The organism is Streptomyces sp. NPDC052721, from assembly GCF_040678315.1.
Classification (GTDB): Bacteria; Actinomycetota; Actinomycetes; order Streptomycetales; family Streptomycetaceae; genus Streptomyces.
Map to the genome: position 1 here is coordinate 51879 of NZ_JBFATL010000048.1, position 13649 is coordinate 65527.

12 protein-coding genes are annotated in these 13649 nt (G+C 70.7%); 3 read left to right on the forward strand and 9 right to left on the reverse strand.

Annotated elements, in window-relative coordinates:
• Positions 1-32 precede the first annotated feature (32 nt).
• The 8 genes from AB0L21_RS33435 to AB0L21_RS33470 all read right to left on the reverse strand — a co-directional run bounded on the left by AB0L21_RS33435 (position 33) and on the right by AB0L21_RS33470 (position 9691).
• A complete protein-coding gene (locus AB0L21_RS33435) occupies positions 33-1844 on the reverse strand; it encodes a glycoside hydrolase family 18 protein (RefSeq protein ID WP_365788094.1) in 1812 nt (603 codons plus the stop codon).
• Positions 1845-1929: 85 nt separating this feature from the next.
• Entirely contained in the window at positions 1930-2385 is a 456-nt protein-coding gene (locus AB0L21_RS33440; protein ID WP_365708897.1) for a hypothetical protein, read from the reverse strand.
• A gap of 115 nt (positions 2386-2500) precedes the next feature.
• Positions 2501-3931 (reverse strand): FAD-dependent oxidoreductase, encoded by a 1431-nt coding sequence (locus AB0L21_RS33445; protein WP_365788095.1) that lies wholly within the window; start codon positions 3929-3931, stop codon positions 2501-2503.
• Between the two features lie 38 nt (positions 3932-3969).
• The gene (locus AB0L21_RS33450) at positions 3970-4770 is read right to left on the reverse strand and encodes an ABC transporter permease (RefSeq protein WP_365788096.1); all 801 of its coding nucleotides are present in this window, start codon (positions 4768-4770) and stop codon (positions 3970-3972) included.
• Positions 4771-5700, reverse strand: coding sequence for an ABC transporter permease (locus AB0L21_RS33455; RefSeq protein ID WP_365788097.1), 930 nt, complete (start codon positions 5698-5700; stop codon positions 4771-4773).
• Positions 5700-6860 carry an ABC transporter ATP-binding protein gene (locus tag AB0L21_RS33460; protein ID WP_365708889.1) on the reverse strand — a complete coding sequence of 387 codons (1161 nt, stop codon included), beginning with the start codon at positions 6858-6860 and terminating at the stop codon, positions 5700-5702. Before AB0L21_RS33460 ends, AB0L21_RS33455 begins: the two co-directional genes overlap by 1 nt.
• Positions 6857-8104, reverse strand: a complete 1248-nt coding sequence (locus tag AB0L21_RS33465; RefSeq protein WP_365788098.1) for a spermidine/putrescine ABC transporter substrate-binding protein — start codon at positions 8102-8104, stop codon at positions 6857-6859. The genes AB0L21_RS33460 and AB0L21_RS33465 overlap by 4 nt, the downstream gene beginning before the upstream one ends.
• A gap of 51 nt (positions 8105-8155) precedes the next feature.
• Positions 8156-9691 (reverse strand): gamma-aminobutyraldehyde dehydrogenase, encoded by a 1536-nt coding sequence (locus AB0L21_RS33470; protein WP_365788099.1) that lies wholly within the window; start codon positions 9689-9691, stop codon positions 8156-8158.
• Positions 9692-9899: 208 nt separating this feature from the next.
• Here AB0L21_RS33470 and AB0L21_RS33475 point away from each other — a divergent pair, with 208 nt between their 5' ends.
• Positions 9900-10463: an NADAR family protein gene (locus AB0L21_RS33475; RefSeq protein WP_365708883.1), complete on the forward strand. Its 564-nt coding sequence runs from the start codon at positions 9900-9902 to the stop codon at positions 10461-10463.
• A 270-nt stretch (positions 10464-10733) separates the two neighbouring features.
• Here the strand turns inward: AB0L21_RS33475 and AB0L21_RS33480 are convergent, their stop codons facing one another.
• A complete protein-coding gene (locus tag AB0L21_RS33480; RefSeq protein WP_365788100.1) occupies positions 10734-11600 on the reverse strand; it encodes a DUF4190 domain-containing protein in 867 nt (288 codons plus the stop codon).
• Between the two features lie 185 nt (positions 11601-11785).
• Between AB0L21_RS33480 and AB0L21_RS33485 the strand changes: the two genes are divergently transcribed.
• On the forward strand, positions 11786-12853 hold the full coding sequence (locus AB0L21_RS33485) for an adenosine deaminase (RefSeq protein ID WP_365788101.1): 1068 nt from the start codon (positions 11786-11788) through the stop codon (positions 12851-12853).
• A 20-nt stretch (positions 12854-12873) separates the two neighbouring features.
• Positions 12874-13560, forward strand: a complete 687-nt coding sequence (locus AB0L21_RS33490) for a glycerophosphodiester phosphodiesterase (protein WP_365708877.1) — start codon at positions 12874-12876, stop codon at positions 13558-13560.
• Positions 13561-13649 lie beyond the last annotated feature (89 nt).

Sequence of the window (13649 nt, forward strand, 5' to 3'; positions counted from 1 at the left end):
CACGGTGCTGCTGGCCGCCCTGTCCCTGGTGGTCAGCCGAAGTACGCGTCGAAGTTCTTCTGGAACTCCCAGTTCGCGTAGCGGTCCCAGTTCACCGACCACGTCATCAGGCCCCGCAGCGCGGGCCAGGTCCCGTGGGTGGCGTACGAGCCGCAGTTCGTCCTCTTCGTCAGGCAGTCCAGGGTCTTGGTGACCTCGGACGGGGAGACGTAGCCGTTGCCCGCGTTGGTCGACGCCGGCATGCCGATCGCGACCTGGTCGGGGCGCAGCGGCGGGAAGACGTTGTTCGGGTCGCCGGCGACCGGGAAGCCGGTGAGGAGCATGTCGGTCATGGCGATGTGGAAGTCGGCGCCGCCCATGGAGTGGTACTGGTTGTCCAGGCCCATGATCGGGCCGGAGTTGTAGTCCTGGACGTGCAGGAGCGTGAGGTCGTCGCGCAGGGCGTGGATGACCGGGAGGTAGGCGCCGCAGCGCGGGTCCTGGCCGCCCCATTTGCCGGTGCCGTAGTACTGGTAGCCGTTCTGCACGAAGAAGGTCTCCGGGGCCATCGTGAGGACGAACTTCGCGCCGTATCTGGCCTTCAGGGTCTTCAGCGCCGAGATGAGGTTCACGATCACGGGGGTGGTCGGGTTCCTGAAGTCGGTGTCGTTCGCGTTCAGGGACAGCGAGTGGCCCTCGAAGTCGATGTCCAGGCCGTCGAGGCCGTAGGTGTCGATGATCTTCGAGACGGAGGCGACGAAGGTGTCGCGGGCCGCGGTCGTGGTCAGCTGGACCTGGCCGTTCTGGCCGCCGATCGAGATCAGGACCTTCTTGCCGGCGGCCTGCTTGGCCTTGATCGCCGCCTTGAAGTCGGCGTCGCTCTCCACGTTCGGGCACTCGGTGACCGGGCAGCGGTTGAAGCGGATGTCCCCGGAGGTGGCCGAGGTGGGCTCGCCGAAGGCCAGGTCGATGACGTCCCAGCTGTCGGGGACGTCGGCGAGGCGGGTGTAGCCGGCGCCGTTGGCGAAGCCGGCGTGCAGGTAGCCGACGAGGGCGTGGGCGGGCAGGTCGGACGAGCCGCCGCCACCGCCGCCGGGGCTGGTCGTCGCGGTCACCACGGCGGACTTCGCGGACTCGCCGGCGTCGTTCACCGCGGTGACCTGGAAGCTGTACGCCGTCGAGGCCGCGAGGCCGGACACGGTGGCCGAGGTACCGGTCACCGTCTGGACCTTGGCGCCGTCGCGGTAGACCGCGTAGCCGGTCGCGCCGGTCACCGCCGACCAGGACAGGCCGACGGAGGACGAGGTCACGGTGGTGGTCTTCAGGCCGGCGGGGGCGGCGGGCGGCTGTGTGGTGCCGCTGCCGCCGGGGCCGACGAGGGTGAGGTCGTCGGCGTAGTAGGCGCCGGTGCCGTACCAGCCGTGGGTGTAGATCGTGACCTTGGTGGTGGCCGCCCCGGTACGGAAGGTGGTGCTCAGCTTCTGCCAGTCGGGGGCGGACTGGGTCCAGGTGGAGACGTCGGTGGTGCCGGTGCCGTTCGCGCCGAGGTAGACGTAGGAGCCGCGGACGTAACCGGACAGGGTGTACTGGGCGTTCGGCTGGACGGTCACCGTCTGGGAGCACTGGGCGTTGTCGCTGCCGGCCGGGGTGGCCCGGAGTGCCGAACTCCCGCTGTGCACGGGCGAGGTGACGGTCGTGCCGGCGGTGCAGGTCCAGCCGGTCAAGCCGGACTCGAAGCCGCCGTTGACCGCGACGTCCGCGTCGGCCGCACGGGCGGCCGACGAGAGCGCGGTGATGCCGGGCACGGCCAGCAGTGCGGCCGTGAGCGCGGCGAGGACGGATCTGGGTCGTCTGGCGCGGTCCACGAGTGCCTCCGGGTTCTGGGGAGTTGGAGGGGCGGAGCGCACACAACTTGGTCCAGACCAATCCTGTTGTCAAGGTGTCGGGGCGCTACCCGTTCTCACCCCTCTCCCTCGCCGCCCCCGCCGCCTCGTGCATCGCCAGTTCCAGCAGCGCCGGGTCGGTCAGCGTGCCCGAGCCGTCCGGCGGCACCAGCCAGCGCACGCCCCGGGTCGCCCGGCCCGGATACGGCACGACGATCCAGGTGCCGGCCCCGGCGGTCCTGATCCCGGTGCCGAGCCAGCGGGACGCCGTGCCCGGAGGCACGAGGAAGCCGACCCGGTCGTCGCCGAAGTCGACGAGTACCGGGCCGAGTTGGTCGAGGATCCGGGTGAGCACGTCGAGGGTCGGATAGCCGAGGTCGCCCGGCAGGATCAGGACGTCCCACGCCTTGCCGGCGGGCAGCAGCGCGACCCCGAGGGGGTTGCGCTCCCACTCCCGGCGACAGGCCTCGGGGTCCGGTGCGACGGATGCCAGCCATTCGACCGCCGTCTTCGCCCCAGTCATGAGAAGGCCTCCCTTTCTCTCGTGAACGCGGTCGCGTCATGAGGGAGAGGGAGGCCCCCCGGGAGCATTACGCGGGTTCGGGCGACTTGTTGCGGCGACCCGGGTCACCGCACGGCTAACTGTCGAAGCCCAGCCCCAGCCGGTCCATCGTCCGCAGCCACAGGTTCCGGCGGCCCCCGTGGGCGTCGGCGCGGGCCAGGGACCACTTGGTGAGGGCGATGCCCGTCCAGGCGAAGGGCTCCGGCGGGAACGGCAGCGGCTTCTTGCGGACCATCTCCAGTCCGGTCCGCTCGGTGCGCTCCCCGTCCAGCAGGTCGAGCATCACGTCCGCACCGAACCGGGTCGCACCGACGCCGAGCCCGGTGTAGCCCGCCGCGTAGGCCACACGGCCCTGGTGGGCGGTGCCGAAGAACGCCGAGAAGCGGGAGCAGGTGTCGATCGCGCCGCCCCAGGCGTGGGTGAAGCGGACACCCTCCAGCTGCGGGAAGCACGTGAAGAAGTGGTCCGCGAGCTTGGCGTAGGTCTCGGGCCGGTCGTCGTACTCGGCGCGGACCCGGCCGCCGTAGGGGTAGATCGCGTCGTAGCCGCCCCACAGGACGCGGTTGTCGGCGGACAGCCGGAAGTAGTGGAACTGGTTCGCCGAGTCCCCGAGGCCCTGTCTGTTCTTCCAGCCGACCGACGCGAGCTGGTCGGCGGTGAGCGGCTCGGTCATCAGCGCGTAGTCGTAGACGGGGACGGTGTACGACCGCACGCGGCGCAGCAGGCTCGGGAAGACGTTCGTGCCGAGCGCGACCTTGCGGGCGCGGACGGCGCCGTAGGGGGTGCGTACGGCCATCCCGGCACCGTAGCTCCTCAGGGTCAGGGCGGGCGTGTGCTCGTACACCCGCACCCCGAGCTTCAGGCAGGCCTTCTTCAGGCCCCATGCCAGCTTGGCCGGGTGGAGCATGGCCACGCCCCGGCGGTCCCACAGGCCGGCCTGGAAAGTGGGCGAGTTCACCTGCTCGCGCACGGCGTCGGCGTCCAGGAACTCGATGCCGTCCGCGAGCCCCTTCTCCTGAAGCTCCCGGTGCCAGTCGCGCAGTTCCCGCGCCTGGTAGGTCGCGGTGGCGACGTCGATCTCGCCGGTGCGTTCGAAGTCGCAGTCGATGCCGTGCCGGGCGATCGCCGCCTCGATCTCGTCGAGGTTGCGCCGGCCCAGCTCCTGAAGCTTGTGGATCTCGTCGGGCCAGCGGGTCAGGCCGTTGGGCAGGCCGTGCGTGAGGGAGGCGGCGCAGAAGCCGCCGTTGCGGCCGGAGGCGGCCCAGCCCGCCTCGCGGCCTTCCAGCAGCACCACATCGCGCCGCGGGTCGCACTCCTTGGCATTGAGCGCGGTCCACAGTCCGCTGTAGCCGCCGCCGACCACGAGCAGGTCGCAGGTCTCGGCGGAGGTGAGGGCGGGCTCGGCGGGTGGCTTGCCGGGGTCTTCCAGCCAGTACGGGACCGGCTGGGCTTCGGAGAGAGAGGAGATCCAGTTGTCTTTGCCACGGCTCATGGCGCTTGGGGCCATGATTTCAACTCCCTACAGAGGACGTTCCGGGAAAGGGCTCATGCCTTTTGCTTGTTCCGGCGATTGCTGACCACCATCGACGTCAGCACGAAGAGAACGGCGACCAGGAACATGGCCGTACCGATCACGTTGATCTGGACGGGCGTTCCGCGCTGGGCCGAGCCCCACACGAACATGGGGAAGGTGACGGTCGAACCGGCGTTGAAATTGGTGATGATGAAATCGTCGAAGGAGAGCGCGAACGACAGCAGCGCGCCCGCGGCGATTCCGGGTGCCGCGATGGGCAGGGTGACCCGCAGGAAGGTCTGCACGGGACCGGCGTACAGGTCCCGGGCGGCCTCCTCGAGGCGCGGGTCCATCGACATCACGCGCGCCTTGACCGCGGTGACGACGAAGCTCAGGCAGAACATGATGTGGGCGATGAGGATCGTCCAGAAGCCCAGCTGGGCGCCCATGTTGAGGAACAGGGTGAGCAGCGAGGCGGCCATGACGACCTCGGGCATCGCCATGGGCAGGAAGATCAGCGAGTTGACGGCGCCGCGCGCGCGGAAGCGGTAGCGGACCAGCGCGAAGGAGATCATCGTGCCGAGAATGGTGGCGCCGACCGTCGCCCAGACGGCGATCTGGAGGCTGATGGACAGCGAGCCGCACAGGTCGGCGACACCGCACGGGTCCTTCCAGGCGTCCGTGGAGAACCGCTGCCATTCGTAGTTGAAGCGCCCCTTGGGTTTGTTGAAGGAGAACACCGTGACGATGACGTTCGGCAGCAGGAGATAGGCGAGCGTCAGCAGTCCGGCGATGACGACGAGACGGCGCTTGAGCCAGGTGACGAAGGGCATTTAGACCAGATCCTCCGTCCCGGACCGGCGGATGTAGAGCGTGACCATGGCCAGGATCGCGGCCATGAGGATGAAGGAGAGGGCCGCGGCCGTCGGATAGTCCAGAATCCGCAGGAACTGCGTCTGGATGACGTTGCCGATCATGCGGGTGTCGGTGGAGCCGAGGAGTTCGGCGTTGACGTAGTCACCGGCCGCCGGGATGAAGGTCAGCAGCGTCCCGGAGACCACACCCGGCATGGACAGCGGGAAGGTGACCTTGCGGAAGGTGGTCCACGGCTTGGCGTACAGGTCGCCGGCCGCCTCGTGCAGCCGCCCGTCGATCCGCTCCAGCGAGGTGTACAGCGGAAGGATCATGAACGGCAGGAAGTTGTACGTCAGGCCGCAGACGACCGCGAGCGGGGTGGCCAGGACGCGGTCGCCGGCCGTCCAGCCGAGCCAGTTGGTGAGGTCCAGGACGTGCAGCGAGTTCAGGGTGTGCACGACCACGCCGTTGTCCGCGAGGATCGTCTTCCAGGCCAGGGTGCGGATCAGGAAGCTGGTGAAGAACGGCGCGATCACCAGGATCATGATCAGGTTGCGCCAGCGGCCCGCGCGGAAGGCGATGAGATAGGCCAGCGGGTAGCCGAGCAGCAGGCACAGCACGGTCGCGGCGGCGGCGTAGAAGACGGACCGCAGGAACTGGGGCCAGTACGCGGACAGGGCGTCCCAGTAGGTCGCGAAGTGCCAGGTGACCTTGTAGCCCTGCTCCAGGGAGCCCTGCTGCACGGAGGTGGAGGCCTGGTAGAGCATCGGCAGCGCGAAGAAGACGATCAGCCACAGCATGCCGGGCAGCAGCAGCCAGTACGGCGTGAACCGGCCGCGCTTGCGCGGGGGCTTCTTCTCCGGGGTCGCGGGGGCGAGAGGCGGGGGCGCCTCGGTGAGGGTGGACATCAGGCGGCGACCTCTTCCTCGGTGCCCGCGTCGATGTCCTGGGTGGCGTCCAGGCCGAAGGTGTGCGCCGGGCTCCAGTGCAGGACCACGTCGGCGCCGGGGACGAGCCGGCCGTCGCGCTCGACGTTCTGCACGTACACCGCCAGCTCGTCGCAGACCGGGCTGTCGATGACGTACTGCGTGGAGACACCGATGAAGCTGGCATCGGCGATCTTGCCGGTGAGGCGGTTGCGGCCCTGAGGGATCTCCCCCGCGTCGTCGGCGTGCGTGAGCGAGATCTTCTCCGGGCGGATGCCGACCAGCACCTTGCCGCCGGCCGTCGTCGGGGCGGAACACCGCGCCTCGGGCAGCACCAGCTTGCCGCCGCCCGCCTTGAGCACGATGTCGTCGCCGTTCTTCGTGTCGACCTCGGCCTCGATCAGGTTGGAGGTGCCGAGGAAGTTCGCGACGAACGTGCTCTGCGGGTTCTCGTACAGGTCGGCCGGCGAGCCCAGCTGCTCGACCCGGCCGCCGTTCATCACGGCGACCGTGTCGGCCATGGTCATGGCCTCCTCCTGGTCGTGCGTGACGTGGACGAAGGTGATGCCGACCTCGGTCTGGATGCGCTTGAGCTCCAGCTGCATCTGGCGGCGCAGTTTCAGGTCCAGGGCGCCGAGCGGCTCGTCCAGCAGGAGCACCCTGGGGTGGTTGATCAGGGCGCGGGCCACGGCGACGCGCTGCTGCTGGCCGCCGGAGAGCTGGTGCGGTTTCTTGCGCGCCTGCTCGCCGAGCTGGACCAGTTCCAGCATGTCCTCGACCTGCTTCTTCACGCTCTTGATGCCGCGCCGGCGCAGGCCGAAGGCGACGTTCTCGAAGATGTCGAGGTGCGGGAAGAGGGCGTAGGACTGGAAGACCGTGTTCACCGGCCGCTTGTACGGCGGCAGGTGCGTGACGTCCTGGTCGCCGAGCCGGACCGTGCCCGTCGTGGGCTCCTCCAGGCCGGCGATCATGCGCAGGGTGGTGGTCTTGCCGCAGCCGGAGGCGCCGAGCAGGGCGAAGAAGGAGCCCTCGGGCACGGTCAGGTCCAGCGGGTGTACGGCGGTGAAGGAGCCGTAGGTCTTGGAGATGCCGGCGAGGCGGACGTCGCCGCTGTTGTCCGGTGTCGTCTTCATCGTCGTCACGCCCCTGTGAGCTTCGCGAACTTACCTTCGTAGGCCGTCTCTTCCTTCTGGCTCAGGGAGCGGAAGGCGTGGGACTTCGCCTGCATGGCCTTGTCGGGCACGATCAGCGGGTTGTCCGCCGCGTCCTTGTCGATCTTCGCAAGGTAGGGCTTCACCCCGTCGACCGGCGTCACGTAGTTGATGTAGGCGGCGAGCGCGGCGGCCTGCTCGGGTTCGTAGTAGAAGTCCATGAGCCGCTCGGCGTTGGTCTTGTGCCGCGCCCTGTTGGGGACGCACATGTTGTCGGTCGACGTCATGTAGCCGCTGTCGGGGATGACGAAGTCGACGTCCGGGCTGTCCGCCTTGAGCTGGACCACGTCCCCGGCCCAGGCGACGCAGGCCGCGAAGTCGCCCTTGGTCAGGTCGGAGGTGTAGTCGTTGCCGGTGAAGCGGCGGATCTGGCCCTTGTCGACGGCCTTCTGGAGACGGGCGATCACCGCGTCGAAGTCGTCGTCGGTGAACTTCGCCGGGTCCTTGCCCATGTCGAGCAGGGTCATGCCGATGGAGTCCCGCATCTCCGACAGGAAGCCCACGCGCCCCTTGAGCTTCGGGTTGTCGAGCAGGTCGGAGACCGACTTCACCTCGATGCCGTCGAGCGCCTTCTTGTTGTAGGCGATCACGGTGGAGATGCCCTGCCAGGGATACGAGTACGCCCGCCCGGGGTCCCAGTCGGGGTCGCGGAACTGGGGCGAGAGGTTGGTGTAGGCGTGCGGCAGGTTCGACGGGTCCAGCTTCTGCACCCAGCCGAGGCGGATCAGCCGGGCGGCCAGCCAGTCGGTGAGGACGATGATGTCGCGGCCGGTGTCCTGGCCCGCGGCGAGCTGCGGCTTGATCTTGCCGAAGAACTCGTTGTTGTCGTTGATGTCCTCGGTGTAGTTGACCGTGATCCCGGTCCGCCGGCGGAAGGTCTCCAGGGTGGGGTGGTGCTTGCCGCTGTCGTCGACGTCGATGTACTCGGTCCAGTTGGAGAAGTTCACCACCTTCTCCTGGGCGGAGTGGTCCTGGGCGGAGGTGCCGCCCTGGGTCTTGCCCGCCGCGGGGATCCCGCAGCCGCTCAGCGCCCCGAGGCCGCCGGCGGCGAGCGCGCCGCCCGCGGACGCCCGCAGCAGCGACCGGCGGGTCAGGGCGGCCCTGCCGCCCAGCAAGCTGCGCCGCATGGCGGCCACCTGGGGCGGGGTGAGGCGGTCGGGCTCGTACTGCTCCATACGCGTGGTGCCCTTTCGGGAGGATCGGCCTGGTCGGTGGCCTGGTCGTCGCTAGCGGTCCCCGAAGATCGTGCGGTGCCAGTCCTTCCTCGCCACCGCGGTGTTGTCGAACATTACGTGCTTGACCTGCGTGTATTCCTCGAAGGAGTATGCCGACATGTCCTTGCCGAAGCCGGAGGCCTTGTAGCCGCCGTGCGGCATCTCGCTGATGATCGGGATGTGGTCGTTGATCCAGACACAGCCCGCCTTGATCTCGCGGGTGGCCCGGTTCGCGCGGTAGACGTTGCTGCTCCACGCGGAGGCGGCCAGGCCGTACGGGGTGTCGTTGGCCAGCCGGATGCCCTCATCATCACTGTCGAACGGCAGTACGACCAGTACCGGGCCGAAGATCTCCGACTGGACGATCTCGCTGTCCTGGGCCGCGTCGGCGATCAAGGTGGGCCGGTAGTAGGCGCCGTCCTTCAGGTCGCCCTGGGGGGCCTCGCCGCCGGTCACCACGCGCGCGTGGGCACGCGCGCGGTCCACGAAGGCGGCGACCCGGTCGCGCTGGACGTGCGAGATCAGCGGCCCGAGGTCGGTGCCGGGCGCGAACGGGTCGCCGAGCCGCACGGTCTCCATCAGCACGGCCGTCCGCTCCACGAACGCCTCGTACAGCGGACGCTGCACGTACGCGCGCGTGGCGGCCGTGCAGTCCTGACCGGTGTTGATGAGCGCACCGGCGACCGCGCCGTGCACCGCGGCCTCCAGGTCGGCGTCGTCGAAGACGACGAAGGGCGCCTTGCCGCCCAGTTCCAGATGCAGCCGCTTGACGGTGGCGGTGGCGATCTCGGCGACGCGCTTGCCGACGGCGGTGGACCCGGTGAAGGAGGTCATGGCCACGTCGGGGTGCCCGACGAGATGCTCACCGGCCTCCTTCCCGGTGCCGGTGACGATGTTGACCACGCCGTCCGGGATGCCGGCGTCCGTGGCGGCCTGCGCGAACAGCAGCGAGGTCAGCGGGGTCAGCTCGGCGGGCTTCAGCACGATGGTGTTGCCCGCGGCGATCGCCGGGAGGATCTTCCAGGCGGCCATCTGGAGCGGGTAGTTCCAGGGCGCGATGGAGCCGACGACACCGATGGGCTCACGCCGGACGTACGACGTGTGGTCGCCGGAGTACTCACCGGCGGACTGCCCCTGCAGATGCCGGGCGGCGCCCGCGAAGAACGCGGTGTTGTCGATGGTCCCCGGCACGTCGAACTCGCGGGTGAGCTTGAGCGGCTTGCCGCACTGGAGGGACTCCGCGCGGGCGAACTCCTCGGCGCGGTCGGCGAGCACGGCGGCGAACCGGTGCAGGGCGTCGGAGCGCTCGCCCGGGGTGGCGGCGGCCCAGCCCGGAAAGGCGGCGCGCGCCGCGGCGACGGCCGCGTCCACGTCGTCGGTACCGGCCAGCTCGTACGTGTACACCTCGGCGCCGGTGGCCGGGTCGACCACGCAGTGGGTACGGCCCGAGGTGCCCTGGGCGAGCCGGCCGGCGACGAACTGCGCGCCGGCCGCGAGGCGGTCCTGTGCGGGGAATCGTTCCGGGGTGGCGGTGCCCGGGTTGTGCATGTCGCTCTCCTCCGCCGTGCGCCCGTCCCGAGGGGCGGGGGGCGTAGCTCCAGCTCGATTTGAGTGCCGATCCTGACAGAGTGACCGGACGCCAACAAGTGATTCCGTTGTTGCCTTTTGGTTACGCGACGGAATCTGTCGACCAGGTGTCGAGTCGCGGCGCGAAAGGGCGGACGGAGTGTCAGTGGTGCGTGCCACACTCGCGTGCATGGGGAAGATCGATGGGGTGGACGCCCTGATCAGGGAGGTCCGGGCAGGGTCCCGGATCAAGTATCTGCACTTCTGGGGACACCGGCCGCGGCCGGACAGTCGGATCGGCCCGAGCTGTCTGAGCCAGTGGTGGCCGTCGCCGTTCGTGGTGGACGGCGTGCGGTACGCGACGGCCGAGCACTGGATGATGGCGGGCAAGGCCCGGCTGTTCGGGGACGCGGAGGCGGAGCGCCGGGTGCTGGCCGCGGAGCATCCCGCCGAGGCGAAGAAGGCGGGGCGGCTGGTCCGGGACTTCGACGAGGCGGTGTGGGCGCGGGAGCGCTTCCGGCTGGTCGTCGAGGGCAGCGTGCACAAGTTCGCCGCCGATGACGACCTCGGGATGTTCCTGCTGGGGACCGGGGAGCGGGTACTGGTGGAGGCGAGCCCCGTGGACCGGATATGGGGCATCGGCCTGGCGGCGGACGACGAGGCGGCCTCGGACCCGGAGCGGTGGCGGGGCCTGAACCTGCTGGGCTTCGCACTGATGGAGGCCCGAGAGCGGTTGGCGGGAGCGGGCGCGTAGGCCTGCGGCGCCTCGGGCGGGGGCGGTGCGGGGTTGACGGTGTCGGATGACCGGCGTCGGATCACCGACGTCGGCCTGGCGTCGGTCCGCGTCGGTGGATCAGCGCCGGCGGGGTGCCGTCGGGCTCGTGAGTCCTCGCCGGCTGTCGCCGCGGTGCGGTGTCGCGGTGGCTGGGCGAGTTCCTCGGGGTGGTCTCTCCGGCTTGGAACCGGTCTCCCCGGCCGATCTCGGACAGGCCCGGCCGGGGTCGGTCAGCGGTCGGTCGGCGCGTCAGGTGTCCAATGCGATGAACAGGGCGAACAGGCCCAGCACCAGGACGATGCCGGCGGCGCCGCAGATGATGCCGGCCAGGGCCACGCCCGGGTTCGTCGCCTCGCCTCGGTTGGCCCTGCCTCGGCCCAGGCCGCCGAAGATCAGGGCCAGGATGCCCAGCACCAGGGCGATCGGCCACATGATGAAGCCGACCGCCGAGATGATCCCCAGCACCAGGGAGGCCGTACCCATGCCGTTGCTCGGGGGCGGCTGCATGCCGGGCCAGGCATAGCCGTGGGCGGCGGGATAGGGGGCGACGCCGTACGGGGCCTGCTGTGGGCCCGGGTAGCCGTACGCCGGCGCGGTGCCCGGGTAGCCGTACGGCATCTGGCCGGGGCCGTCGGGGGCGATGGGCGGCGGCGGCACCGGCTGCGCTCCCCCGTGGGGGCCGGCGGGGGACGCCGGCGGGGCGAAGGGGTTCGCCGGGGGCGTGGGGGCGGGCGGCGCGTAGGGGTTGGGCAGAGGTGCGTGGGCCGGAGGTGCGAAGGGGTTCGGCTCCGAGGCGGCAGACGTGGACGGGGGTGCGAAGGGGTTCGGCTGAGGGGCCGGCGCTGCGGGTGTGGAGCCGCCGGCTGGGACGGCCCATGGCGCGGGTACCGCGTCGGCGGGCGCGGCCGGACCTGGGAACGCCGGCAGCGACGTCGCCGTCTGCTGGTCGTGGACGGAGCCGGGGGCAGGGACGGTGTCCTGGACCGGTGCCTCATCCGCTCCGGGGGCGGCCGGTGCGGTCCGCTCCCGTTCCTTGTCGAGGGAGACCCGGGGTATCGCGGAGTGGTGCCCGGCGCTCCGCTCTCCCGGCATGGACTGCGGCACCTCGTCGGACATGGTCGGCGAACCCCTCTGCTGGACGTCCCGTCATGCTACGGGCAGCGCGGGCGGCCGTGACCCGGGGCCTACGATGATGCCGCGCAACCCGATCAGCCGATCATCGCGCCCGCACCACGGACCGCGGCCGACGCACGACGTGCCGTGGACCACGTGCCGCGGGCGCCCGTCCCGGGGAGGACCCCTTGACCGACAGCTCCGTACCCGCCTCCGGCACCGCCGACCGCGATCTGCGCTCCTTCATCGCCGGACTGCCCAAGGCGGAACTGCACGTCCACCACGTCGGCTCCGCCTCCCCCCGCATCGTCTCGGAACTGGCCGCCCGCCACCCCGACTCGAAGGTCCCGAGCGACCCCGAGGCCCTGGTCGACTACTTCACCTTCACCGACTTCGCGCACTTCATCGAGGTGTACCTGTCGGTCGTGGACCTCATCCGCACCCCGGAGGACGTCCGGCTGCTCACCTACGAGGTGGCCCGCGACATGGCCCGGCAGCAGGTGCGGTACGCCGAGCTGACCATCACCCCCTTCTCCTCCACCCGGCGCGGCATCGACGCGCGGGCGTTCATGGACGCGATCGAGGACGCCCGGAAGTCCGCCGAGGCCGAGTTCGGGACCGTACTGCGCTGGTGCTTCGACATTCCCGGCGAGGCCGGTCTGGAGTCGGCCGAGGAGACGGTGCGGCTGGCCACCGACGACCGGTTCCGCCCGGAGGGCCTGGTGTCGTTCGGGCTCGGCGGGCCGGAGATCGGCGTGCCCCGGCCGCAGTTCAAGCCGTACTTCGACCGGGCCATCGCCGCCGGTCTGCACTCCGTTCCGCACGCCGGGGAGACGACCGGCCCGGAGACCGTGTGGGACGCGCTGACCGAGTTGCGCGCCGAGCGGATCGGGCACGGCACCAGCTCGGCGCGGGACCCGAAGCTGCTCGCCCACCTCGCCGAGCACCGCGTCCCGCTGGAGGTGTGCCCGACCTCCAACATCGCCACCCGCGCGGTCCGCACGCTGGAGGAGCATCCGATCAAGGAGTTCACGCGGGCCGGGGTGCTGGTCACGATCAACTCCGACGATCCGCCGATGTTCGGCACCGACCTGAACAACGAGTACGCGGTGGCCGCGCGGCTCCTGGACCTGGACGAGCGGGGCCTCGCCGATCTGGCGAAGAACGCCGTGGAGGCCTCCTTCCTGGACGCGGCCGGCAAGGCGCGGATCGCGGCGGAGATCGACACGTACGCCGCCGCCTGGCCGGCCTCCTGACACCGGCCACAATGGGGGCCATGCAGACGCTGACCGCCGTGGCCCACCGCGGCGACCCCTACCGTTTCCGCGAGAACACCCTCGCCTCACTGCGGTCCGCGCTCGACCAGGGCGCGGACGCGGTCGAGGTCGACGTACGGCTCACCCGGGACGGCGTCCCGGTGCTGCTGCACGACGACACGCTGCGGCGGCTGTGGGAGGTCGACCGGCCGCTGGGCGCGCTGTCCGCGGACGAGCTGCGCGGGCTCACGGCGGGCGGTGTACCGACGCTGGCGGAGGCGCTGGCCGCGACCGGGGACGGCAGGGTGATGGTGGACCTGTGCGGACCGGTCGGCCGCCGCACGGTCGCGCGGACCCTGGACGTGGTCCGGCAGTGCGGGGCCGGGGACCGGGTCTACTACAGCGCGCACGCCGAGGCGATGCTCGCCGTCCGCGCCGCCGACCCGGCCGCCGAGATCGCCCTGACCTGGACGACCCTGGCGCCGCCCCGGCCCGCGCTGCTGGCCGCGATCCGCCCGCGCTGGCTCAACTACCGCTTCTCGCTGGTGAGCCGGGAGCTGGCGGCCCGCGTCCACCACGACGGCCTGCTGCTGTCCGTGTGGACCCCGGACACCCGCCGTTCCATGAGCCGCCTGCTGGACCTGGGCGTCGACTCGATCACGACGAACCGGGTCGACGTCCTGCACGGCCTGCGCACCGCGGGCTAGGTCCTGTCGTCAAACTCCCGTCGTCCGCCCGGAGGGCGGGTCGCGCGGCGTCAGGTGCGTGCTCTCGGCGTGCCGGGCCCCGGCCCTCG